This is a genomic window from Microbacterium sp. MYb45 (assembly GCF_002979655.1).
GTDB lineage: Bacteria > Actinomycetota > Actinomycetes > Actinomycetales > Microbacteriaceae > Microbacterium.
Map to the genome: position 1 here is coordinate 1,256,364 of NZ_PCPG01000001.1, position 24,409 is coordinate 1,280,772.

General features: G+C 64.8%; 23 protein-coding genes. 6 read left to right on the top strand and 17 right to left on the bottom strand.

Annotated elements, in window-relative coordinates:
• Positions 1–37 precede the first annotated feature (37 nt).
• On the top strand, positions 38–232 hold the full coding sequence (locus CQ034_RS05980; protein WP_146114805.1) for a three-helix bundle dimerization domain-containing protein: 195 nt from the start codon (positions 38–40) through the stop codon (positions 230–232).
• Positions 233–288: 56 nt separating this feature from the next.
• On the opposite strand, the gene CQ034_RS05985 is transcribed toward CQ034_RS05980, so the two are convergent.
• On the bottom strand, positions 289–1,200 hold the full coding sequence (locus CQ034_RS05985) for an oxidoreductase (protein WP_105710248.1): 912 nt from the start codon (positions 1,198–1,200) through the stop codon (positions 289–291).
• A 132-nt stretch (positions 1,201–1,332) separates the two neighbouring features.
• The gene (locus CQ034_RS05990) at positions 1,333–1,962 is read right to left on the bottom strand and encodes a TetR/AcrR family transcriptional regulator (RefSeq protein ID WP_105710249.1); all 630 of its coding nucleotides are present in this window, start codon (positions 1,960–1,962) and stop codon (positions 1,333–1,335) included.
• Positions 1,963–2,049: 87 nt separating this feature from the next.
• Here CQ034_RS05990 and CQ034_RS05995 point away from each other — a divergent pair, with 87 nt between their 5' ends.
• On the top strand, positions 2,050–3,012 hold the full coding sequence (locus CQ034_RS05995; protein WP_105710250.1) for a zinc-binding dehydrogenase: 963 nt from the start codon (positions 2,050–2,052) through the stop codon (positions 3,010–3,012).
• A 38-nt stretch (positions 3,013–3,050) separates the two neighbouring features.
• Entirely contained in the window at positions 3,051–3,587 is a 537-nt protein-coding gene (locus CQ034_RS06000; protein ID WP_105710251.1) for a hypothetical protein, read from the top strand.
• A 20-nt stretch (positions 3,588–3,607) separates the two neighbouring features.
• Here CQ034_RS06000 and CQ034_RS06005 read toward each other — a convergent pair whose 3' ends face one another.
• Positions 3,608–4,186, bottom strand: a complete 579-nt coding sequence (locus CQ034_RS06005) for a hypothetical protein (RefSeq protein ID WP_105710252.1) — start codon at positions 4,184–4,186, stop codon at positions 3,608–3,610.
• Complete coding sequence (locus CQ034_RS06010; RefSeq protein WP_105710253.1) at positions 4,183–4,869, bottom strand: hypothetical protein; 687 nt, start codon at positions 4,867–4,869, stop codon at positions 4,183–4,185. The genes CQ034_RS06005 and CQ034_RS06010 overlap by 4 nt, the downstream gene beginning before the upstream one ends.
• 159 nt (positions 4,870–5,028) lie before the next feature.
• On the opposite strand from CQ034_RS06010, the gene CQ034_RS06015 reads away from it, so the two are divergent.
• Both CQ034_RS06015 and CQ034_RS06020 read left to right on the top strand, forming a co-directional pair.
• Entirely contained in the window at positions 5,029–5,865 is an 837-nt protein-coding gene (locus CQ034_RS06015; protein WP_146114806.1) for a leucine-rich repeat domain-containing protein, read from the top strand.
• A gap of 37 nt (positions 5,866–5,902) precedes the next feature.
• Positions 5,903–6,427, top strand: a complete 525-nt coding sequence (locus tag CQ034_RS06020; protein ID WP_146114807.1) for a hypothetical protein — start codon at positions 5,903–5,905, stop codon at positions 6,425–6,427.
• Here the strand turns inward: CQ034_RS06020 and CQ034_RS06025 are convergent.
• The 8 genes from CQ034_RS06025 to CQ034_RS06060 form a co-directional block, all read right to left on the bottom strand.
• Positions 6,424–7,182: a pentapeptide repeat-containing protein gene (locus CQ034_RS06025; protein ID WP_105710256.1), complete on the bottom strand. Its 759-nt coding sequence runs from the start codon at positions 7,180–7,182 to the stop codon at positions 6,424–6,426. The two genes, CQ034_RS06020 and CQ034_RS06025, sit on opposite strands and share 4 nt — an antisense overlap.
• Positions 7,179–7,664, bottom strand: a complete 486-nt coding sequence (locus CQ034_RS06030) for a hypothetical protein (RefSeq protein WP_181156218.1) — start codon at positions 7,662–7,664, stop codon at positions 7,179–7,181. The genes CQ034_RS06025 and CQ034_RS06030 overlap by 4 nt, the downstream gene beginning before the upstream one ends.
• 132 nt (positions 7,665–7,796) lie before the next feature.
• Entirely contained in the window at positions 7,797–8,375 is a 579-nt protein-coding gene (locus CQ034_RS06035) for a hypothetical protein (protein ID WP_105710257.1), read from the bottom strand.
• Positions 8,376–8,522: 147 nt separating this feature from the next.
• A complete protein-coding gene (locus tag CQ034_RS06040) occupies positions 8,523–10,886 on the bottom strand; it encodes an arylsulfatase (protein WP_105710258.1) in 2,364 nt (787 codons plus the stop codon).
• 503 nt (positions 10,887–11,389) lie between these two features.
• A complete protein-coding gene (locus CQ034_RS06045) occupies positions 11,390–12,376 on the bottom strand; it encodes a nucleotidyl transferase AbiEii/AbiGii toxin family protein (protein WP_105710259.1) in 987 nt (328 codons plus the stop codon).
• On the bottom strand, positions 12,373–12,768 hold the full coding sequence (locus CQ034_RS19405) for a hypothetical protein (RefSeq protein WP_146114808.1): 396 nt from the start codon (positions 12,766–12,768) through the stop codon (positions 12,373–12,375). Before CQ034_RS19405 ends, CQ034_RS06045 begins: the two co-directional genes overlap by 4 nt.
• A gap of 670 nt (positions 12,769–13,438) precedes the next feature.
• Positions 13,439–14,341, bottom strand: a complete 903-nt coding sequence (locus tag CQ034_RS06055; RefSeq protein ID WP_105710261.1) for a ribokinase — start codon at positions 14,339–14,341, stop codon at positions 13,439–13,441.
• Complete coding sequence (locus CQ034_RS06060) at positions 14,338–16,761, bottom strand: alpha-L-rhamnosidase (protein WP_181156220.1); 2,424 nt, start codon at positions 16,759–16,761, stop codon at positions 14,338–14,340. The genes CQ034_RS06055 and CQ034_RS06060 overlap by 4 nt, the downstream gene beginning before the upstream one ends.
• A gap of 293 nt (positions 16,762–17,054) precedes the next feature.
• Here CQ034_RS06060 and CQ034_RS06065 point away from each other — a divergent pair, with 293 nt between their 5' ends.
• Positions 17,055–18,683, top strand: a complete 1,629-nt coding sequence (locus tag CQ034_RS06065) for a hypothetical protein (RefSeq protein ID WP_219860759.1) — start codon at positions 17,055–17,057, stop codon at positions 18,681–18,683.
• Between the two features lie 32 nt (positions 18,684–18,715).
• Here the strand turns inward: CQ034_RS06065 and CQ034_RS06070 are convergent, their stop codons facing one another.
• From CQ034_RS06070 to CQ034_RS06090, 5 genes are all read right to left on the bottom strand, one after another.
• A complete protein-coding gene (locus tag CQ034_RS06070; RefSeq protein ID WP_105710264.1) occupies positions 18,716–19,702 on the bottom strand; it encodes a LacI family DNA-binding transcriptional regulator in 987 nt (328 codons plus the stop codon).
• Positions 19,699–20,613 carry a nucleoside hydrolase gene (locus CQ034_RS06075; RefSeq protein ID WP_105710265.1) on the bottom strand — a complete coding sequence of 305 codons (915 nt, stop codon included), beginning with the start codon at positions 20,611–20,613 and terminating at the stop codon, positions 19,699–19,701. Before CQ034_RS06075 ends, CQ034_RS06070 begins: the two co-directional genes overlap by 4 nt.
• 64 nt (positions 20,614–20,677) lie before the next feature.
• Entirely contained in the window at positions 20,678–22,111 is a 1,434-nt protein-coding gene (locus CQ034_RS06080) for an ABC transporter substrate-binding protein (RefSeq protein ID WP_181156222.1), read from the bottom strand.
• 51 nt (positions 22,112–22,162) lie between these two features.
• Positions 22,163–22,903, bottom strand: coding sequence for a carbohydrate ABC transporter permease (locus CQ034_RS06085; RefSeq protein WP_219860760.1), 741 nt, complete (start codon positions 22,901–22,903; stop codon positions 22,163–22,165).
• A gap of 170 nt (positions 22,904–23,073) precedes the next feature.
• On the bottom strand, positions 23,074–24,009 hold the full coding sequence (locus CQ034_RS06090; protein WP_219860761.1) for a carbohydrate ABC transporter permease: 936 nt from the start codon (positions 24,007–24,009) through the stop codon (positions 23,074–23,076).
• Between the last annotated feature and the right edge of the window lie 400 nt (positions 24,010–24,409).

Consider the following 24,409-nt stretch of genomic DNA (forward strand, 5'->3'; position numbering starts at 1 on the left):
CTCGAGCGACGGCGAGGAGGGGCGTAGCATCGCGATCGTGGCAACAAACATCGACTCGAAAGAAATCGTGAAGCAGGTCACGGACCGCATCGCGGAGAGCTATCCCGACATGGACCGCGAGCACATCTCCTCACTGGCATCCGAAGAGCTCGACAAGATCTCGAGCGCCAGGGTCACCGACTACTTCACCGTGCTCACCGAGCGCGCGGTGCGGAGCCGGCTGAAGGACTGAGCAGATCGCGACCCGCAGCACTCTCCCTCAGGATCTGCTTCGGATCCCGGGGCTCTTCACCCCGGCCCGTCGCTCGCCGCGGCGAGCAGCGGAACCACGACATCGCTGAGCGGTGTCGGGATGCCGTGCTTCCGCCCGAGTCTCGCGATGACGCCGTTGCGTATGTCCCACTCGAGGGGTCGACGAGCTTCGCGGTCGGTGAGGATCGACGTTCCCATATCCGCCGGGAAGCTCTGGAACGCGCTGACGATCTCGCGCGGCACCTCGTCGCTCAGAGCAGCACCCTCCGCCCGGGCGACAGCCAGACACTCGCGCGCATATGCCAGAGCCAGTTCGGCGATGTCGTCGCGGGCGAACATGCCCGCCCGACGACCTGTGAGGACCATGAGCCCCGCCACCGCGTTCTGCAGCAGCTTGCGCCAGGCGACCGTCGTGAAGTCGGCCGTCAGCTCGACAGCGCATGAGCTTCCTCGCAGTGCCTCCTGCACCACGCGGGCCGGGTCGACGTCAGGCAGGGTCAGGCGCGCATCGCCCCGCAGCCACACGGACCCGTCGGTCTGCGGCTGCGCGGGGAACCAGACGACGGCCGGCACGACGGGCGAATCTGGGACGTGGGGCGCCACCGCCGCCGCTTGCTCGACGCCGTTCTGCAGCACGCACACCACGGTGTCCGGGCGACACAGTGCGGCGAGCCACGGTGCCGCCGCATCGGTCTGCGTCGCTTTGACGGCGAGGAAGACGAGATCGACGGTTCCGACCTGTGCAGGGTCGGTCTGCACCGGCCCCGGCACGGTGACGATGTCATCACCGTGCCGCAGCTCCAGCTGATCGCGTGGAGAGCGGCCGCAGAGCAGCGGAGTCCGTCCCGCCTGCTGCAGCGCCGCCGCCACCGTGGTGCCGATCGCCCCGGGGCCGACCACGGCGATGAGCTTCTCCCCCGGCGTGTTCGGGTCGGACAGATCGGGCATATCGCTCCCTCACACGGACGCAGTATCGCCAGCCTACCGAGCGCGGGATTGCATGGCTTGCATGCATCAGGTCCCGGCCAGGTCCCGGCTCTTTCGGTAGTCGTCCGCACCTTCGTCAGGGAGGCACGCGGTCTACCCCGGGATGACGCTCGGGATGAGCCGCGGCGCGGGAGGTAGCGGTCCGTGCCGGTCGGACGCGCGTAGTCCGTCGATGACGAGCGCCGCGTAGCGACGCGCGGCACGGGTGCGCTCCGCCTCCGTCGTGCGAGAGAGTCCACGCGCCGCGAGCAGGACGATCAGGAAGTCGTCCAGGACGAAGTCGGCGCGCAGTGCGCCGACGTCGATGGCACGACGAGCGACGGCGACGATCGCCCGCACTGCATCCTCGCGCTGTGCCCGGAAGTCGACGGCATCAGGGTAGGCGGAGAGGAAAGCGTCGGTGAAGCCCTGGTTCCGGGCGTTGAGCACCAATACCCGTTCGATGATGCCCCGGAAACCGCGCCACGGATCGGTGTCGGCAAGCGCGTCGACGACGATCGAGCGACAGGCGTCGAGCTCGTGCACGAAGGCCGCGCGGACGAGATCGGCTTTCGTCGGGAACCGCCGATAGAGGGTGGCCGGGCCCACACCGGCGTGTCGGGCAATCTCTCGCATCGTCACGTCGAGGCCGTCGGTCGCGAACAATTCGCGCGCTGCGGCGAGCACCCGGTCACGGTTCTCCTTCGCGTCGGAGCGCAGGTCCTGAGGCAGAGTCGTGGACATGTGTCTCACTTTAGCTAAGTGGACGCAGGCGTCCATTACGTTTCCGGAGGCGGGTCCGAACCTCCCGCCGCGAAACGGAGTGCACCCATGCGCGCAACGATCATCCGGACCTTCGGCGACCCGAGTGGAATGGAGTTGACGGACGTTCCCGTCCCGATGCCCGGACTCGGCGAGGTCCTCGTTCGAACGGAGGCGATCGGCGTCGGCGGGGTCGACGTCGTGATCCGCCGAGGCGGGATCGCCGAAGCGACCCGCGACACGGGGATGATCCCGGGAAGCGAGGCAGCCGGTGTCGTGACGGCGACGGGGGCCGACGTCGATCCCGTGTGGGTCGGCCGACGCGTCTGGGCATTCACAGGGATCTCGGGCGGATACGCCGAGTACGTGATCGCACGCGCCGACGACGTCGTCGCACTGCCATCCGAACTCTCGTCCATCCAGGCCGTGACCCTGGGTGGCGCGGCGCCGGTCGCGCATTTCGCGCTCGAACGCGCTCACCTCGTCGAGGGCGAATCCGTGCTCGTGCGGGGTGCCGCCGGAAGCATCGGTCTGGCCGGCGTCGAGCTGGCCGCTCGCACCGGCGCCGCGACCATCGCCGTCACCACGTCGTCTCGCGAGCGCGGGGAGCGGCTGCGGGCGTTCGGCGCCACGCACGTGCTCGACCGCGCCGGCGCGGGCGATCCAGAGGCCCCGTCCGAGTTCGACGTCATCCTCGACATCGTCGGCGGCCCCGATCTTCCCCGGTTCATCGAGCGACTCGCGCCCAACGGCCGCGTGATCGCCGTAGGCGTGGTCGGCGGATTCCCGCCCGCCGACTTCGGCACCGCGCTTCTGGCCGGCTTCCGCCGATCGATCACCTTCGGAACGCTCAGCCTCGACACGGTGCCACGCGACGAGCTCATCCGGGTACGAGGCGAGATGCTCGATGACGCCGTCCGCGGCATCCTCTCCCCCGTGATTCACGACACCCTCCCCCTGAGCGCCGCCGCCGAGGCGCACCGACTCATGGATGCCGGTGAGGTGTTCGGGCGCATCGTGCTCGTGCCCTGATTCCCTCACCCTCAGGACCCTCCTCCTAGAATCGATCCATGCCTGACGAGTTGACGGTGAATGGTCGTCCGACTCTCGAACACGTCGATCTGGAGCTTCTCGATTCGTACCGTTTTCCGGACGGAGCAGGGTTTCCCGAGTCGTATCGTGCGTTCATCCGGCATGCGGGCTGGGCTCGACTCTTCGGCCTCTGGCTGATCTATCCACCCGTTCTTCCCGGCTTCGCCGACGGCCTTCAGGGGCGCGGGGAGAATCTCACCGCTCGATTTCTTTCCGTGTATCGGGAGGGCGAGGAAGAGGAGTTCGAGTGGATGGTCGAGCCCGATGCCGATTGGTCGCGGCCGGTGTCGTTGCGAGTGTTCGGGTGGAGCGAGAACGGTGACGCGCTGCTGTGGGACACTTCGTCGCGCACCCCGGACGGGGAATTCGCCGTCTGGGAGTCTCGCTCGCTCGATTCGCTCCACCGACTCGGCGGAAGTCTCTCCGAAGCGTTGCCTCTGATCCAGGCGCGGGCGCGCGGATCGTTCGGCGCCCGGGGTCACGACGTCAAACCGCTGCCCGCCGTCAGGCTCTGAGATTCCTCGCGGTCAGCTCCTCAGCGCTCGACGGTGAACCAGGCTGTGGGGCCGTTCGTGAGCAACGGAGCATCCTTCGCCCCGAAACGGGATGCGGCATCCGGCCAGGCGACGAAGCTCCTCTCCGCGCGCGGCGCCACAATCTTCGTCATCGGGTCGACCGCGAACACGCCCCTCCCGCCGGTGCGCGCCACACGCATCAGGTCCCGGACATACTCGGCAGTGCGGCTGTCTTCTTCCGGCACGGATGCCCGCAACTCGCCGTTCCGCAGACCGTCATCGTCGGAACGTGACCGCACGAGGCTCGCGAGGCCGGCGCCGACGATCGCATACACCCACCCCTGACCGGAGGGGTGAGGCACCACAAGATCGCGATGGAACATGCTCTCGGAGATGATGCTCGTGTCCACGAGGGTGACGTGAGGGCCCGCGCACTCGCTCAGTGAGGAGCGAAACTCCGGGGTGAGTGTCTCGGGTTGTTGGGTGGCGTCGACGAACCTCACCGCAGGAAGACTGGTTCGCACGGCGTCGCTGAACTGTTCTTCATCCGCGGGCGTCATGAAGACGCAGAGCCGATGGAGCTTCGAGGGCGTGCTCATGACACCAGCGGTGACGTGATCTTGGTCGCCCGGTACGACTGCCCGTCTTTCGTGGCACGCCACCGGCGCCAGTGCTTCGCCGACAGACGGAAGGGCAGGTGCTTCTGCACGTGAGCGGCAGCATGGTGCAACCGGTCGTCGGCGGGGAACGCGAGCCAGAGCGAAAGAGAAGAGGCCGTCGTGCCGAACGTGGCACGCACGCCGGAGGCGCCGAGGAGGCGCCCGTAGCCGTCCACCGCGAACCCACCGAACGCAGCGGCATCGATCCCCTCGTACGGCGATCCTGTCCCCGGGTCGACGAGAGCCACCGGCGCGTTCCAGACCAGCGAGGCCAGCGGGTGCCCAGGGGCGGTCACCGCTCTCGAGTCCGCACCATTCAGGGCGTCGAGCGTGGCATCGACGTCATCTGCGCGAACCCGCCATTGCGTGTGCGTGCGCTGCCGGCTCTGCGGCCCACCGAGATGCGCGGCCGCGAACGATTCGAGACGGTCTGTTTCGTCGGGCGGGCCTCCGGCCCAGAGCTGGAAGGACATCTCCGGCGCGCCGATGGTCACCACGGCGGCGTCGAGGAAAGCCTGCACGCTCTCGTAGGCAGTGCGGGGATTCTTCGTGCGAAGCGAGTGCGCGCCTCCTGCCGAGGCCGGCAAACCGTCGTAGGTCACGACCTCCTGAGTCAACGTCACCTCTCCATTATCCCGACGACCAGGATGCGCGCGGAGCGTGCGCAGGCGCTGCGGGACCGGCCCGGCGCGGCAGGAGCGACGACAGCACCACAACTAGTCTGAGTTGTGCGGCGGGGACGACAGTCCGCGGACGCACACCGGTGAATGGATGAGGACAGCATGAGCAAACGGACCATGGTGCTGCACAGTGCGCACCAGGATCAGTTCGACGTGCCGGACAGGGACCTCGTGTTCTACGACCAGCCCTACGATGCCGAGCAGCTGTCGCGCATCACCGATGTGCACCTGTGGTCTCCGCTGGACGGACCGATCGACCGTCTCCCGGAGATCATCTCGGCGATGACGAGCTTGAAAGCCCTCAGCATCGGCCCGGGGCGGGTCCTCCCCACCGTCGTCACCGAGCTGCGGCAGGGCGATCTCCCCGAGAGTCTGGAAAAGCTCTCGGTGCACATCGGTGAGCGGACCCTGGTGTGGCCGGATGTGGTGGTGCCGAACCTGAGGACCCTCTACGTCGGCGAACCCTTCCGTTTCAAGAACGAGCACTTCCCCCAGCTCCGGGCCCTCTCCCTCTACCCGCAGAGATCTCTGAACAATGTGCGGCAGGCGCTCGAACTGCCGCTCGAGGAATTGAACCTGTTGAACGTTCCCACAGACGAGGGGATCTTCCGCCTCGTCGAACCGGTCGGGCTTCGCCGGCTCGGGTTGATCGGTGGCCGTACGCTGACGAGCCTCACCGGGATCAGCGTGCTCCCCCAGCTGGAGTCGTTGCGGCTGAAGAATCTCACTGCTCTCGGTGACATCTCCGAGCTGGCTGCCCTCCAGCGACTCGAGATCGTCAACATCCAGTACTGCAAGAAGATCACCGGCATCGCCGCCGTCAACGACCTTCCCCGACTGCGCCGGCTCACCCTGGTCGGATGCGGTCACGTCGGGCTCGAGACGATCGAGGCGAAGCTGTCGACACTGGAATGGGCCAACACCGGCGCGACCACGTGACCTTCTGCCTGAAGAGACTGCTCGGTAGCCTGGGCTCATGACGGAACTCTTCCGACGCGCCACCGCATGTTTGCGGGAAGCCGGCTGGACGTGTGAGCCGCCGCTGTCCATGGAAGACGGAATTCCCTCAGCGCTGCACACGGCGCCCGAACCGGTGATCCGCTGGGTGTCTTCGTTCTCACAGCTGTCGAACGCAGACGAGACCGTGTGGTTCCTTTCCCGCCACGACTATTCGACCGGCTCGGAGGATGCCTTCGCGTGGAACGAGTTCGAACAGCTGAGCATCCAGGCGGCGACAACGGATGATGAGTTGGTCGCGGTCTCCCGTTTCTGGAAGCGCCACGTGCCCGTCCTGCTTTCCGTCCGCGGCGGATACGAGTACCTGGCCGTGCGAGACGATGGAGCTGTCGTCCACGGAACGGAGCCGGAGTTCGAAGAGGCGGTTGTCGTGTTCTCTCACTTCGAGGATCTGCTGAGGTACATCATCGCGCGGCCGGCAGCACGGAACGACGTCGTCGAGAGACTCCTGTTCGACGGCAGCGGCACGACGCTGAGCCGCTAACTCTCGACCTCCGGGTCCAAGGGCAGATCGTCCGCACGCCCCGCGGCCGCGGCACGCGCATAGCGCTGCGCGTACGCTTCACGCGCGGCGTCGGCGTGCTCCTCGCCGTCCCATTGGTCCGGCAACGGCTCGCCCTCACGATGGGAGCGTGTCACGCGCGCGAGACCGAACGCGACGGACGTGTTCAGAAATGTGCACCGGGTGAAGCTCGTGCCCGCGGAGAAGGTGGCATCGACGAAAGTGCAGTCCGTGAAGGTGGCATCCGAGAAGTCGGCTCCGCTGAGGTCGGCACCGTCGAAGATGCAGCGTTCGAATCGAGTGTTCGGCAACGATCTCACCGTGCGCAGGTTCGCGCCTGTGAAGTCGCACTCGGTGATCTGCGTGCCGATCGCCAGTCCCTTCAGTGAAGCTCCGCGGAAACTGCATCGCACGAAGCTGCGATCGAAACGGGGCTGCCCGGTCAACGACACCGAATCGAACAGGCAGTCGGAGAGCTCGGACTCGAAGAACATCAGGCGGCCGCGCGCACGGCGGAAATCAACGCGGGACAAGGTGACGAACCGGAACTGCAGACCTTCGCGCCCCGATTTCACGCCGCGCAGATCAAGCAGTCCCTCGTCCGTCGCCGGCCAGTCGGTATCGAACCGATGCGGACCCTTCACGATGCGCGCCTGCTCCAGGATCTGCTCCTGCAGCGCAGCCAGCCGATCAGGTGTCCACCGGCGTGACAGCTCGGCATCGTTAGGCGCTTTCACTCGCGCATCCTCTCGGCAGCAGGCGTCTCCGCAGCGGGAACGGCCTGAGCGTCGACGGTGGCCTCGTCTTCGATGAGGAAGGCGATCTTCGCTCGCTCCGCGTCCGCGTCGAAGGCAGGGTCACGAGCAGCGATGCGACTCAAGAGGTCGGCGATCGCCTGGTGGATCGTCTGCCGCAGGAAGGCGACGGGAGCAGCGGCGGCGCTGACATCGTCGTTGCTGATCCGGATCTCTCCCGTGGCAGTGCGTCGCGACAGGAACACCCGCGGTGTCCGCAACCCGGACGGCGCGAGCACGGGCGTGATCTCGCCTCCGACCGTCAGGAAGAGGTCGAGATGATACGAGAATTCCACCGTGCGTAGGCGCTGCTTGATCCGCTCCACCTCTTCGATGAAGCCCGTCTGCGGCGACGGACCACCCCACACGGTGCGGAACGTGAGCCGCCCAGTCGGCGCGCCGTCGATTCCGGACGGATCAGTCATCGTGAGGTCCCACCGGGATCGGGTCTGTGTCGCCGTCCGGCGTCACGACCTCATATTCGACGGTGTTCACCGGGGCAGTTTATCGACAGCGGTTCGAGGGCTGCGAGCTGCCAGCGGTGTTCTCGCGTTCGGCTAGAAATCGAGAAAGCCTGCGACGACGTCGCGCACGATCCCGTCCGCGCCCGGTGTGCCGTAGAAGTACACCGAGCCGAATCCCCACAGATACTCCTCGATGAGGTCTTCGAGCTCGCCCTCCACGGGCCACCCGTCCTCATCGATCTGAAAGAGGAAGCGATGCCCATCGGCGCGCACGGCATCAGCGAATGCCGGCTCGCTCTGGATCAAGACGGGTTCGTCATCGATCCGCACCAGGGCCGGCGTGGACGCGGCGTCCGGGCGTTGGATGAGCGCTGTCGCACGCAGCCCTGGCCACCCCAGGTCGTCCCGCCCGCCACGCGGCGAGGGGTCATGGACGATTGCCCGCATAGCCATGTCCGGATAGACGACATCCTCGTCTTCGATGCCGAAGCCGGCACGCAGCACCACCGACACCTCACGGCCGCCCGTCCACGACGCGCAGCCCGCGGCGAGAGTCAGCAGATACCGATGCGTCTCCAGAAGCGGATGCGTCTCGATCGCCGATGGCGGAGCGCCACCCAACCGCGCCCCATCCCCGCGATCCGGTAACGCGGGATACAAGAACGCAGGCATGCGCCCAGCCTATGGGCACGCCGACGCACGGCGGCGGACACGGGTAACTCGGTTGGGAGAACGCCCAGGTCGGCGGACTGACTATGGCTGTTCGGTACCGGCGCGCGGACTGCGTGGCACTCGCATGCACGAGGTCACACGACTCGCCTATTGACGGGTGGTGATGATGCGCATGCGATCTTCCGGACGGATGAGGTGATCGTGTGCGTGGGCGTCGTCGCCGAGATCGATCTGCACGCGGTGCACCTTTCCGGAGAAGATACTGCCGCGGCTCGTGTAATCGTCGCTGACGGGGGTGCCGGTGTCGGAGCCGACGTCCATCGTCTCGTCCCCTGAGAATGCCAGCGGCACGGTCGCGTCGATGCGGCCAGTCGCGACCTGCTCACCGTCTAGGTACAGTTCAGCGGTGGCACCTTTTCCGAGTCCGCCGCCGTCGTAGGTGAACTCGAGCCGCACCTGGTGGTCGCCCGCTGCCAGAGGCGCTTCGGCGCGGACGTGGGTGCGGTGCATGCCGAAGAGGTTGTAGCAGTAGCTCGGCCGCCCCTCGTGCAGGTAGATTGCCCACCCTCCGAACGCTCCGCCCTGGGCGATCACGACCCCGGTCGCGGTCTCGTCGGAAACCGTGAGGTCAGCAGTGATCGCGTGCGACTTGTTCTTGACGTTGAGGACGACGTTCTCGGTGAGCCGGCCCATGCCGCCGAACAGCACCTGCTGCTTACCGCGGATCAAAGTCGGCCGTCCGGCTAGGTCGGAGTTGAACCGTTCGATGCGCCGGTCATCGAGCGGGAACACCTTGTACTTAGCCGCCTCGAGAAGGAACTTCTGCTGCAGGTGCGCGAGCTTGTCGGGGTTGTCCGCGGCGAGATCGTGCGCCTGGGTCCAGTCGTCGGGGCCGTACAGCTCCCACACGTCGGTGTCGATGGGCGGAAGCGGCTTGCCCTGGTCCCAGGGGATCGAGTGCCGGGTGACGGCCGTCCACCCCTGGTGATAGATGCCGCGGTTGACGAACATCTCGAAGTACTGGGTGCGCCGCCGATCTGCAGCCTTCGCGTCGTCGAACGTGTACGCCATGCTCACGCCCTCATACGGATGCTGCTGCACGCCGTGCACGAACGTGGGCTCCGGGATGCCAGCCGCCTCGAGAACTGTCGGGGCGACGTCGATCACGTGGTGGAACTGGTGGCGCGTCTCGCCGGTGGCCTGAATGCCGCGTGGCCAGTGCACTATCGTTCCGGTGCGGGTGCCACCCCAGTGCGAAGCGACCTGTTTCGTCCACTGGTAGGGCGTGTTCATGGCGTGGGCCCAGCCGACCGCGTAGTGGTTGTAGGCCGCCGGGGTGCCGAAGTCCTCGATCCGCTCGGCCATGAACTCCGGGGTCTGCATGGCGCCGGCGCCGTTGAGGTTGATGAGTTCGTTGAAGCAGCCGTTGACGTCGCCCTCAGCGGAAGCGCCGTTGTCGCCGATGATCACGTACACGAGGGTGTCGTCGAGCACACCCAGCTCGTCGAGCGCGTCGATCAGGCGTCCGACGTGGTGGTCGGTGTGCTCGAGGAACCCCGCGTAGACCTCCATCTGCCGCTGGAGCACCGGCTTGAGTTCGACGGGCATGTCGTCCCACGCTGGAATCTGCTCGTGCCGCGCGGTGAGTTCGGCCGATTCCGGAACCACGCCGAGCTGCTTCTGCCGCGCGAACGTCTGCTCGCGCAACACGTCCCAGCCATCGTCGAACGCACCCTTGTACTTGTCCGACCATTCCGTCGGAACGTGGTGAGGAGCGTGTGTGGCGCCAGGAGCGAAGTACGTGAAGAACGGCTTGTCCGGCATCAGCGCCTTCTGCTGGCGCACCCACGCAATCGCCCGATCCGTGATGTCCTCCGTGAGGTGGTACCCCTCGTCGGGAGTCCCCCAAGGCTCAACCGGCGTGGTGTTCTCATATAAAGCCGGGGCGTACTGGTTCGTCTCGCCGCCGATGAACCCGAAAAAGTGCTCGAACCCGCCCCCGCCCGAGGGCCAGCTCTCGAACGGACCCATCGGGCTCGTCTGCCACACGGGCACCTCATGACACTTGCCGAACTGCGCCGTCGAATAGCCGTTGAGCTTCAAGGTCTCTGCCAGCGGCGCGCAGTCGTTCGGTCGCACCGAGCTGTACCCCGGAGCCGATGTGGCGATCTCGGTGATGCCTCCCATCCCGACGGTGTGGTGGTTGCGGCCCGACAGCAGCGCCGCTCGCGACGGGGAGCACAGCGACGTGTTGTGGAAGCGGGTGTACTTCAGCCCTTGGCTCGCGAGTTTCTCGAACGTCGGGGTGTTCGCCGGTCCACCAAAGGCACTCGATGCACCGAACCCGCAGTCGTCGATCAGTACGATCAGCACGTTAGGCGCTCCTTCCGGAGGCAGCAGTGGCTCGAGCGGCGGGAACTCCGTGTCGGGATCCTTCGCGTCGTACGTCGCCGGTGAGTTGCTGCCCTGATACGGGATGGGCAACACCTGCCGCATAACCGAAACACCCATGCCAACCTCCGATGATCGTCCGGCCCCTCGAAAAGACCTTTCGGCGCGCGCCAATCGCGCTGGTGCCAGCATCCTCCCGACAATCCCGCGCCGGGGATACCTCTCACCCCAGGCGGGCGATGACCACCGTCCCGCCGCGCCCCGGACACGGGGTCTGTGACCATCGGAGGGGTTTTGGAGAGGTTGACCTTCCCGGACATGCAGAAGGCCCGGAGACTCTTGCGAGTTTCCGGGCCTTTCTGGTCGGGCTGACAGGATTTGAACCTGCGACCCCTTGACCCCCAGGTAGACGGTTCGGCCCGATTGCTTGGTTTTCCGGGCTTTTCTGCACTTCAAACAGCCTGATTTCACGTCATGGATTGCATGGTTTGCATGCACCAGGTCCCGGCCAGGTCCCGGCTCTTGGTAGCCATCGACAGATCCGTCAGGGGTTTACGTGGGGTTTCTGGATGCATTGCCGAAGGCCTCCGTAGTGGGAAGGTACGTCCCACCGTCACGAAGCTCTAGAGGAGTTCGCGCGCTGCGTGGACACTCGCGACAGCATCTTCCACGGAGACCAGGTCCCCGTAGATGAGTTGCTGCGCAGCGTTGTACCCGGCCTCGATCGCTTCGCGGGAAGGATGATCTGAATCGAAGGCGGGGCTGGATGCGTATCCTTTCACCGGTCGCGGCGTGGACGAGAAATCCGCGGCTCGGCTTTGCTGGTCGATGTCGTCCACGAGGCTCTGCTTGGACTCCGCACTCATCGCTTCGAGCGCCGCTGCCACCAGCGGGCTCCGAACGAGACGGTGGATGTCATAGAAGTGGCGACCGTGCTTCAAGAGGGCGCCCGTGTCGTTACGGCTTGCCGCATCGTGCACAGCGGCAAGTTTCTCGAAGAGTGTGCGTTCGGGAGCCAGCACGTTCACCTCGAAGACCGCGAACTCCTCCCACGCCGACTCATCCTCACCGAGCTCAGCGATCGCGTAATCAGCGATAAGGGATCGATACCGGTGCGGCGCAGACGGGTGGGTCCCGCCTCGACTACCGAGCTCGAGGAGTACGCCCTCCTTCAAAAACGGATCCTGGGCTGCAGTCGGATACGCGTAGGTCGCGTAGCGCTTGACGCCTTTCGTCGAGGAACCAACGGCTACCCGATCGTCGTCGAACGAGAGATGAACTCTGACGGCGCTATCGACCGCCTTCAGGATCTTGTGCCGCGCACTCAATGAGGCCTCGACGGGGAACTCCGCGAGAAGGTCGACGTCTTCCGAGAAGCGTTCCACGATGCCAAACACCCGGCTCAGGCTCGTCCCTCCCTTGAAAGTGAACGTCACCGGAGCGACTGACCCATCCGGAAGAGCGATCGCCTGTTCCGCGCTGGCAGCTCTCAGCACTTCGGTGACCCAGAAGTCCTTCTCTACATAGACCGCTGGCATCCCCAGAGCCTCGGCCGTGAGACCAACGAGGGCGTCGAGATCGTCCGAGTTGTCGCGAAGTCGCTCGCTCACCTGGCTACCAGATCGGCAGTGAGCTCGGCGAACCCCTCCCGCACAGCGGTGTTTCGTTCGCCAGCAACAGCAGCTCGGAGCGCGTCCTCGCGCACTACCTTCTTAGCAAGCGCGTCCCGGACTCGCTCAACCAGCGTGCCCCACCCCGCTTCGACATACAGGTCCGGGGCGCGCAGAAGCTCCAGGAGAGCGATCTCCTTCGCGTTGAGCTTCGTCCGCTCCTTGTTCCGCCGGGCATGCTGCGTCACACCCGCGATCGGATCTGTCGTCCAAAGCGTCGCCAAATGGAAAGACGAGGGAACTTGGGTCGTCACACCCCACTCCCGAGCAGCAGAGTACCCAGCGGGACCAGTACCCTCTTCTCCGAGCACTTCCCGGGCGATGTCTTCCACGCGAGGACGCGTCATGCCGTACCTCGTCTTGGCGCCCCGGTAGTACAGGCCCCGACGGACAGGAAGCAACTCGCCGTTCCGCGCAGCTCGCGACGCGGCCTGCCGCGCGGCGACGGCAGTGCCAGGCAAGTTGCTGACGCGCACGAAGGAACGCTCAGGGACACTCCGGATCGCTGCCGCCGGTGACATCATGCTCATGTCACGAAAGCTTACCGGGAACGTGACATCAAGACAAGCCACGTCGAAGCCCGGCACGACGCCCGATAGCTCGTGTGGATAGGCCCTCCGGGGCTTCAAACCCCTGGCGGGGCAGGATGCACTCAGAGCATCTCAGCTCACCGGCTTCTGCGAGTGCAAGGTATTCAGGATCCGAAACCCCCTAGGGAAAGCACCTCTACTCAAGCCAGCGGATCGCGGGGACGGGCCACAGTCGCAATGGCGGACGCTTGAAATGACACCGCTACGTTGCGTGCAGGCACCTGCACTGTTTCACCATCTCGATGGTCACAGTTCTCGATGAGGCAGGCATTGCAGGCTGGTCTCGACCGATCGACGATTCCGCTCAGGCCTGCCTGCAACCGGAACGCCCGAACGTCAGGCTCCGCGCAGCCAGAGATACGGGGACCAGTCAGGTCAGCTTCGCGAAGGAGAAGCTGACCTTCTTGACGTCCTATTCGAGCTCCTCTAGTCGGGGATAGGCATCCATCGCTCCAGACGCGCCGACCGCTCGCCCGGCGACCCTGTTCGCGAAGTGCACAGCTTCGGGAAGGCCGTGTGATTTCGCGAGCGACACGGCCACGGCACCCACGAACGCATCGCCTGCACCGGTGGTGTCGATCACCTGGACACGCTCGGCTCGGACCATGATCGTTGTCTGTGCTTCTGCGGCGAACGCGCCCTTCCCCCCTCGGGTGATCACCAGGGATCGGCACAGCCCGCGGAGCGCATCCTCCACAGCGCCTGGACGACGGAGATCAGCATCGGCCACACGGTGGGCGAGCTCGAGCGCTTCACTCTCGTTGACGATCAGCGGATCAGCGAGAGCCAGCACCTCGGCGGAGAGCTCCCCCACCGGCGCGAGATTGAGGACGAGCCTCGCAGAGACCTCCTCGGCCCGATTCGCGACAGCAGAGGTGATGGACCAGGGCAACTCGCCCTGCATGACGACGAGATCACCGCTCTGCATCGATTGGCACGCACGCACTGCCAACTCACCGTCGGCATGATTCGCCCCGGACCGCACGACGATCGAGTTCTCTCCGGCGGCGTCGACCAGAACGAACGCGCGTCCGGTCTCCCCTGCGACGCGAACGACACTCGAAGTGTCGATGCCCTCATGGTGGAGGCGATCCATCGATTCCACACCGGCGGAGTCCGAACCGACCGCTCCGACCATCGAGACTTGCGCTCCTAAACGCGCGGCGGCAACAGCCTGATTCGCCCCTTTGCCCCCGAGTTGGATTCGCGTTGCGAGGCTTCGCACGGTCGCACCCGGCACAGGTAGGACATCGACCAGGTCGACCTCGTCCTGGTTAATCGATCCGATGACGACGATGCGCCGCATCCCGGTCATTCGTCCGCCGTCTGCGGCATCGCGTCGACCGCGTGAACAGTGAAGGAATGCCGACCGCTACCTACCTGCACGATTTCGCGCCCCACGTGCACTCGCGCAGTGCACCCAGGAGGAATCTCCACAGACATCTCCACATCACCGGACTCCTGGCGGCTCCAGCCGCTGCGAATCAGACCTCGCGGGGCGAGGAACTCCGCAGAGGCCGCGTCGAGCCGATGCGTCAGGTACGGCCGGATGACGAGATCGGCGAATCCGGCATCGTCAGGGGCCTGATCGATGCCGGCGACGCCGCGGTAGAGCCACTCGCCGACCGAGCCGAGCGAGTAGTGATTGAAGGAGTTCATGGAGATCGATTGGAAGCCGTGCTCCTCCGTCCACCCGTCCCATCGTTCCCAGATCGTCGTCGCGCCGTGCCGAATCGAGTACCCCCAGGACGGATACTCCTCCTGCAAGAGCAGCGCATAGGCGAGATCAGATCGACCGTGGGTTGCGAGCACCGGACACAGCAAAGCGACTCCGAGGAAGCCGGTGGTGAGACGCCTGCTACGACTCTCGATATCCGCAATGAGCTGATCTCGCACGAGAGGCACGAGTCCAGCCGGAACGAGATCCCATGCCAACGCCATAAGACAGCCTGTCTGCGTAGGGTGGGTCAGTCCATCCTTGTTGAGGAAACTCCGCTGGAACGCCGCTGTCGCCTCCTCCGCGCGTGCACGGAAGACAGACGCCTGATCCGCATCGTCCAGAATGGCTGCCGCGCGGGCGGCGATCTCTGAACTGTGCGCGTAGTAGGCAGTGGCGACGAGCGCGGGGTCGGTGATGGCCTCTACCGATAGCCAGTCGCCATAGTCGTTGCCCCGCCCTGTCTCCCACAGCCCCCTCGGAGCGCGTGCCGCCGTGTAGTCGCTCCACCGGCGCATGCTCTCCAGCGCTTCTGCGAGCACGGACTCGTCTCCTGTCGCCCGGTAGATCGCCCACGGCACCAGGGTCACCGCGTCACCCCACGCAGGAGCACCCCACGAGAACTCGGTTGTATGCGGAGGGAGCGGAATGACATCCGGAACAGAACCATCACGGCTCTGGCTGGTGCGGAGATCTACCAGCCAGCGTCGAAGGAAGCCCGCGGCATCAGAGTTGAAAAGCGCCGTCGGGGCGAAGATCTGGGTGTCTGCGGTCCACCCGAGCCGTTCGTCACGCTGAGGGCAGTCTGTGGGGATGGCGACGAAATTACCCGTCTGCCCCCAACGGATGTTCGAGTAGAGCTGGTTGACCATCTCCGAAGATGACGAAAATTGTCCCGTGGACAGGAGGTCGGTACCGACCACTACGGCCTCGATGTCTTCGAGCGCGACGCTACCGGCCACCCCTTCGAGGGATGCGTATCGGAAGCCATGAACGGTGTGGCGTGGTTCGAATTCAACGGATCCTGCGTCGCCCAGCGCGATGATGTCCAATGCCTCAGCCGTTCGGAGATTGGCCGTGTAGACGGCCTCCCCGTCAAGCGTCTCACCGTGCCGGATCCTGATCACGGCTCCTGCGGGCTGGCTTCGCAGACGAAGTCGCACATGCCCGACGAGGTTCTGACCGAAGTCGACGACCTGCGCGTTGCCCACGTGACGCACTGATAGCGCCGGGAGATCAAGAAGCGCACGCGCCGGAGGCCCGGACGCCACCACGAGAGTGGAGACGTCGTGGTCCAACACCACCGCGTCCCTCCACCCCGCGTCGTCGAATCCGGGACGATCCCATCCGGGAGTCTCCAGGCCGAGATCGTGATACTCCCCCATAAGGAGATCAGCCATCACGATGCTGCCGGGCTTTTCTTTCCACCCTTCGGTGGTGTCGATGACCTCCGAGGAACCGTCATTCCACACCACCTCCAGCAGGCATACGAGTTGTGGTGCGTCGCCGTACAGCCGGGCGTGGCGGCGCGTGTCGAATCCCACGTAGCCGCTCCACCATCCGTCAGACACCTCTGCGGCGAGCACGTTCTCACCCTCCGACAGCAACGCTGTGACATCGTGGCTCGCAAGCTCGATCCGGGACTCATAGTCAGTCCACCCAGGCGAAAGCTGCTCGTCACCGGCTTGCGTCCCGTTGATGAAGGCGCGGTAGACACCCCTGCCTGAGATGTGAAGCACGGCGAAAGCCGGAGTCCCGCGCAGAGTGAACGAACGCCGCAGTTGCAGCGGCGGCTGCGAGTACATCGTCTGCCAACTGCGCGCGAGATCGGTCGGGACCGCCGTCGGCGACGAGGCTGCACCAGGCTCGGGATCTCTGCCAATCCATGGCGACTGCCACTTCTCGAGGTCGGGTCCGGTGAGCAGGAACGCGCTCGCCCCTGCCCCTTCGCGACCGCTTCCGTCGCAAACATCGATCCGCACCCAGTGAGGTCGACCCGCCGCGAGCGGAACGGTCACGCGATGCGTCACCGCGGCGTCGATGACCCACCCCGAGGTCCACACGGTGTCGCCGTCGTTCCCTGTAATGGTCAGACGGAAGCTCCCCTGATCGAGACCGTTCTGATCGGTGCGCAGACGCCAGCGGAACACGAGGTCGATCCCCGAATCGGTGCGTCTCTCAAGGCCATCAACGGTGAGGGAGTGAGCAGCAAGCATGTCTTCCTTCTTCGAGGCGTCATGTATAAGGTCAGTCTCGAACGATCTTTAAATCGTTTTAAAGATCTTATCGCATTTCACAGAATAGGACCGACATGAGACGAAGAAGACTCAGCACCGCGCTGACGGTGTTCACGGCCGCAGCACTCGCAGGCACTATGACAGGAATGACACCGCACGAGAGCCCCGTCCCATCGGAAGCGGCGACGCTGACTTCCACGCCGCTCGACATCACCGATCGCGACGATCTGGTCTCGATCCTCTACTCGGTGTGGTTCAACCCCGTTGTGAGCGCGTCCGGCTCACCGACTCCCCCGGACATCAGCACCGTATTCGACACTGCGAACGCCGCCGCCACTGCCCCGGCGTGGGGGCCTCTGGGCGCCTTCCACTACTGGTCACAACCAGCGGGAGGCTACTACCGGTCAGATGATCGGGTTGTGATCCGGCGGCATATGGCGCAGTTGCAGTCGGCGGGTGTCGACTTCATCGTGGTCGACAATTCCAATGCCGACAGCACCTGGCCCGCGGCATACTACGAGGATCTGTTCCTCGACCCGGTCCGGGTGCTGCTCGACGAGATGCTCGAGATGCGCTCTGAGGGTCTCGATACCCCGCACGTCGTGTTCTGGAACAAGACGTCGCCGAGCGAGCCCGATCCCGCGTTCGCCGGGGCGGGCCTGCGCGACGAGTTCTATCTTCCCGGTACCTACGACAAGCTTTTCGTGGAGTGGGATGGCAAACCGCTCATGCTCGGCACGAATGTGGCACCGGCATCACTCGATGCCACATTCACGCAGCGTGTCATGTGGGGCCTCCAGCCCGCCCTCGCACCCAGCGAATGGTCGTTCCTCCAGCCACACCCTCAGAACGTCGCCATGACAGGAGGGCAACCGGAGCAGATCACTGTGGCGACCGCTTTCCAGGAGAGCTATATGTCCCATCCCCTGACAGCGACTCCTCGCCGTGGCGGGACGACATTCGCAACGCAGTGGGAGCGCGCCTTCGAGGTTCGCCCGAAGATCGTCACCGTCACATGGTGGAACGAATGGATCGCTCAGCGTTTCGAGGATGAGACGGGTGCGAGCAGGTTCGTCGACAACTTCTCGCCGGAGTACAGTCGCGATATCGAGCCCACCGCGGGCGCCCTCGGCTCACGCTATCTGGACTACCTGACGGCCTATGTATCCGCCTACAAGGCGCACGCATCGTTCCCCACCGGGCTCGTCGACGACGTCATGCCGCTCGGCGGATTCGAGACCGGAACAGAAGGGTGGCTGGCGAGTTCCGGGACGACGAGCGTCGCTTCTTCCTTCGCGTCGACGACGGGTTCGGTGCCGACAGCCGCAGCGGGCGCCAAGCTTTTGACCGCGAGTTCCACGGCCGTCGTGGGAAGCACCTGGCGAACGATCGCGCGGCAGTTCGAGCGTGGGGTCGACGCCACCGAATACTCGCACCTGCGACTCCAGTTGGATCACTGGGGCGGCGCACCGGCAGCGACGGACTACGAAGCGTTCGTGACCGTCCGGTCAGCAGACGGTTCTAGCCGGACCACCACAGTGCTCAGCCCTGGGGGTTTCTGGCAGACGATCGAGGTCGACATCAGCGCATGGGCATCTCGCGACGCACTGAGTTCCATCGAGATCGGCTTCCGCGCGATCGGATCCGCGTCACCGTGGTCGTCCAAGTTCTTCATCGACGACGTGCACTTGACGGTTCCGTGACCGTTGAGGGGTGCGCGGATGACGCGCACCCCTCAACCCACTGTCGACTGCCGCGCGACGAGATGGGGTGTGAAGACGACCTGGCGCTCGCATTCCGGCACGACGATGACCTCGAAGAGCAACTCGATCGCGCGACGCCCCATGTCTCGGGCTGACTGTCTCACGGTGCTCAGGGGAACGCCTGCAGCACCGGCCACGTCGATGTCGTCGTATCCGATCACCGCGATGTCTGAAGGAACCTTGATGTTCCTCTCGAGGAATGCCTGGAGGACACCGAGAGCGATCACATCGTTCCCGGCGATCACCCCGTCGAAGTCCACTACATCGATGCCGGCTCCGACGGCGCGTCCGGCGACGATCGTCGCTTCTCCCTTCACCACCGTGACCGAGGCGCCTCGAACGAGCGCGATCTCCTCCATCGCACCTTGCGCGCGCTGATCGAAAGCTCGCTCGCCCTCTGGGCCTGTCACGACGAGGAGTCGCCGCCGCCCGATGTCGAGAAGATGGCGAGCAGCGAGCCGCCCCCCGGCGAGATCATCCCCGGAGACGGACGGAACGTGCACGTCCGACGGAGGCGGGTCGAGGAGCACGACCGGGATCCCACGGGCTCGCAGCTTGTCGAGCGATTCGCGAGAGAACTCGTTGGGCTGCAGAAGGACTCCCTGCACCCGCTGCTCTTCGAAGAGCGCGAGGTATTCGCGTTGCTTGTCGGAGGAGCCGTTCGTCGTCGCAATCAGCAGTGAGGATCCGCGCAGGCCAGCCCATTCCTCTGCCCCCTCCCCCAGTGCCGCGAAGAATGGGTTCGTCAGGTCGTGCAGAACGAGACCGACGGTGCGACTGGTGCCGACTCGGAGCTGACGCGCCGCGCCATTGGGCACATAGTTGAGTTCGGCGACGGCCGTCATCACGCGCGCAAGAGTGTCCGCCGCGACGACACCCGGTTTGTTGAATGCGTTCGATACCGTCCCCGGAGACACGCCGGCGAGCCGCGCGACCTCAGCGAGTTTCGGATCCCTCACGAAGCGCCACGATACCGGACGCGGGCCGATCCGTTGGGACGACGCAGGAGACCATCGATCTCGGCCGCCACCCCGGCACCGTCAGCATCCGGCAGAATCAACGTGCGGTGCGAGCCTTCCGAGTCGGCAGAGAATCGGTTCACCCCGTCCTGTTCGATTGTCACGCTGCCGGAATGACTCCACCCGAATCGACCGGGATGCGCCGCCACGAACACCGTGAGCGGATCCCAGCTGTCACGACCACTCTCGCCGCGGTTGTACACCGCGTAGGCGTGGGCCACCGGATCGTCACTGCCACGGTCTCGCGTGAGATCCGCTCCCGTGATCATGCCCGCAGCAGTCTCGAATCCGACGAATTCAATCGGCAACGGCCATTCCATGAGAAGTCGTCTCGTGAGCGCGACATCGCCGACGAAGTTGAACTCTCGCCCCTCGGGAAAGACGCCCCCCATCACGAGAGTGCGCCCGACAGCGCTGCGGACCAGATCGGCTCCGCTCAGAGACGAGTGTGTGTCGGGGGCGCTGTCGAGTAGGGCGATGAGGTTGTCGAAGAACCCGATGGAGACGATGGTCAGGGAGCCGGGTTCCGCTTCTGAGAGGAGTCGCCGGTAGAGCCCGACGGCGTCTTCGACCGGGGCGCCCGGTTCCTCACCGAAACGTTCCACCACAGACCGCGCGTACTCGGGTTCCGGCACGCTCTCGTCGCTGTGGGGTAGCGTCCCGATCGGCAGTCGTCGCCCGCACGCTCGATTGACGATGTCGAGCGCGGGCGCACCCCAGCGGCTGGGGGTGTTGAGCATCACGGCTCGGATGCTGACGACACCGTCATCTGCCAGAGCGTGGGCGACGGCCAAGGCGCCGGCATCGTCGACGTCCATCTGGAAGTCTGTGTCAATGATGAGATGAATCATGTCTCTCTCTGCGCTGAGGGCGTGAGGGGTGCGGAGCCGCACGTGGCCTCCGCACCCCTCCGGATCAACCCTGAGCCCAATCCTCCGTCCACCCGCCGTCAGCAGCGAGCTCCTGAGCCCAGAGGATGAAGTCGGCCTTCAGCTCGGCGAGCTGCTCCTGTTCGGTCTTCGTCTCCAGCAGATATCCGCTGAAATCGGGCAGACCCCCCTTGGCCTTGGAGCTGATTCCGATGTCCTTGACAATAGGCGTCTCTGCCCACTGCCCGGACGTGAGGCCCTCGAGCCCGGGCGCAGCGACCGTGTCGTTCGTCGAAGGAATACCCCCGGATGAGTCGAGCCAATCCTGGGCCCGCGGCGAGGTGATGAACTGCATGAAACGCACCGCGGCATCGAGCTTCTCACCCTTCGTCGTCGCGGGAATCATGTAGCTCGTCCCTCCCGGGGCCGCACCGAACCGGGACGGCGTTCCATCGGCGTACTCCGAGTCCGCCGTCGACACATCCGGGAACCCGAGGGTGTTCCACTCCCACGAAACCTCATCGAGAGCCGGCGCCGAGAAGTTGGAGCCCCAAGCGATGGCCGCACGTCCAGAGAGAAAGTCCTCGGCACCGTGGAAAGCGCCACCGGTATTGATCCCGGACCAGTTGGGAGTCATGCACGCGTCGTAGACGTCCTTCATCAGACGAAGGCTCTCACCGAACTCCGGTGTCGTGGTCGGGTCGAGCTCGCCGGTCAGATACGCCTTCGCAAGACTCTTCTGGGTCACCTCCGAGGCGGTTCCCTGGTTGCCTTCGGCATCGAACTGGTTTAGCTCATCCTTGTACTTGTCAAGGAGCGCCGAGCTGATGGTATTGAAGATCCAGGTGGCTGTGAGCGGACCGCGGTCGGCCGCGATGCCGTCATAACCGGCATCCTGGAGCTTGCCGCAGGCATCGATGAGATCACCGACGGAGTCGAACGGGGCGGCGACCCCGGCCTCCTCGAAAGCATCCGCGTTGTAGAACATGCCCGCGATGACGAGGTTGAACGGTATCCATTCGAACTCGCCTGCCGCGTTGCGGGCACGGGTCGCGGATTCGCCGAAGTAGGCCTGGTTGAAGGTGTCGATCCAGCGCTCCTCCTCACCCTCAGCGTAGGGACTGGGCGCATCGAGATAGTCGTCCAGCGCGACGATCTGCTCCGGACTGTGCGGCGCCTGGTTGAAGATGAGCTCCGGGGCTGTCCCGGCGGAGAGCTGAGTCGACAAGGTCTGCGACCAGTCCGCTCCTGGCAGGACGTTCGTCTTGACCCGGATACCGGGGTTTGCCTCCTCGAAGTCAGCGATCAGTTGGTCCCAGCCCGCGCCGAACGTGGTCGTCTCCGAGTTCCACTGGTTCGGCCCGGCGATCGTGATCTCTACGACGCCGTCTTCCGCCCCGCTGGCAGCGCAGGAGGTGAGAGCGAACGTCGATACGCCAAGCAGGGCGACGCTCGCGAGCAGAGGTGATCTGCGGTTCATTGAATGTCCAATCATCAGTGTGGTGGCGGGTGCCGTTGATCCGATCTCGCGTCAGTGCGAGCCGGGGAGGCCTCCCTGCACTCCGGCGAGGAAGTACTTGGAGAGGAATGTGAAGAGGAGAAGGAGCGGAACGCTTGCCAGCAGGTAGCCGGCGAACATCGGCCCATAGTTCACTCCCGCTTGAGATTGGAAGAACAGCAGCCCGACGGATGCCGTGCGAAGTTCGTTCTCCGTCACAGTCAGAAGCGGCCAGAAGAAGTCGTTCCAGACGCCGTTGATCGTGATGAGACCGACGGTGCCGATGACGGGCAGCGAAAGCGGGAGCATGATGGAGCGGAAGAGGCGGACGCCGCCGGCACCGTCGATCTGCGCCGCGTCGAACAGCGACTGGGGAATCCCTTCGATGAAAGTCTTCATGAGAATCGTGCCCAACACGACCCCTCCGGCGACGTGCGGGATCATCAGCACGATGTAGGTGTTGATGAGACCCAGGTCTCTGACCATCACGAACAGCGGGATGAGGCTGGCGATGCCCGGAATCATCATGAGGGCCGCGATCATCATGAAGAAGAAGTTGCGGCCGACGAACCGGTACCGGGCCAGAACGAATCCGCTGAGCAACGAGATCGCGATGATGAAGACGATCGAGCCCGCCGCGACGATGAGCGAAGCGAGAAGATACGGCGCGATCTGCTGCCAGGCAACCGCGTAGTTGTCGAATCGAAGTGGAAAGGCAGGCAGCCAGTAGCTCGCCGCGAATTGCTGGTTGTCCTTAAGAGACGTTGTGAGCATGAAGAGATACGGCGCAAGGCCCACGAGCACGATGAAGCCGATTGCGATGTGCAGCCCCTCCTGCCCTCTCCTCGATCGACCTCGACGCCTCCCTCCCGCGCGCGCAATGCCTTGCCCTTTGTCTGTCGTCATCGGTGCAGGCACGCTGTCGATGTGCTCCAAGATCGCCATCACATTCCCTTCACGTCGGACGTATCCGACTTTCGCTTCATGAACACGATCACGCAGCTGAGAACGAGCGTGATGAGGAAGAGCGTGGTCGACAGCGCTGCCGCGTAGCCCCAATCCTGCGCCTGGAAAGCAACGCCGAACATCCGCAGGAGAGGAACGATCGTCGCGTTGTCAGGCCCTCCGCCCGTGACGACGTAGGCCACGAATCCGTACTGGACGGTGCCGACGACCGCGAGGAACACCAGGAGCTTCACCTGGTTCGCCATGAGGGGGATATCGATCGTCCAGACGCGGCGCAGACGACTCACACCGTCCAGCTCTGCTGCCTCGAGCACCTCCTTGGGCACGTTCCGCAAGGCCGTGTAGAAGATGAGGAACGGCAGACCCGCGACGAACGGGAACCCGATGAAGAGCAACGAGATCAACGCGAGATCGGGGTCTCCGACCCAGTTCTGCGCCAGCGCCCCCAAACCGAGCGCCGCGAGCGCCTCGTTGAAGACGCCGCGATTGGGCTGGTACATGAAGGCCCAGATCAGCGCCGTGACGATACCGGGAAATGCCATCGGGATAATCAGCAGTGTGCGGTACACGAACTGGGCGCGCTCGCTGCGGAGAGACGTGACGAGTTCCGCAGCCAACAACGGAAGCGCCCACGCGACGACACTGAACGCGAAGATGAGCCCGAGGTTGCGGAACGAACGCCACCAGAGCTCGTCGCCGAACATGCGCACGTAGTTGTCCACCCCGATGAACGGTGAATCGCCCGCCGGATTCCAGTCGAAGAAGGAGTACACGATACCGCTGAGGGCGGGGTAGTACTGGAAGGCGATCAGGACGACTGCGAGCGGAAGCAGTGCGAGATACGCGTACCAGGGGAACTTTGGTCTGCGTGCGCGAATCCCGCGCGGCGTCGCCGTCGTCGACTGCTGAACCATGAACTCTCCTTCGAGGCTTTAAATCGATTTAAAGCCTAGCGCATCTCGTTTGTTTGAAGCAACGCTCCTCAGAACTCGCGTAGGACGACATCGGCCAGCTGACGCAGCGGACTTCTCAATCTGCGGAGCGAGCGCGGAAGCGCTGCGTCCAGGGAGACCCTTTAGGCGGCCCCTGCGCGCCTCGCGTGTTGTGGGCGCGACTCGCTCCCACGCGTTGGTGGAGTGTGAGCACCTTCCGCGGTTCTCGCCGCTTAGGGTCGGCTCTCGTCTTCATCGGAGACGTATGTGAGACGCCGCCGGCTCAGCCTTCGGGCGGGCATAGAAAAAGCCCCGGAGTTCCGCGTAATCCTGCGGTTCTCCGGGGCTTTCTGGTCGGGCTGACAGGATTTGAACCTGCGAC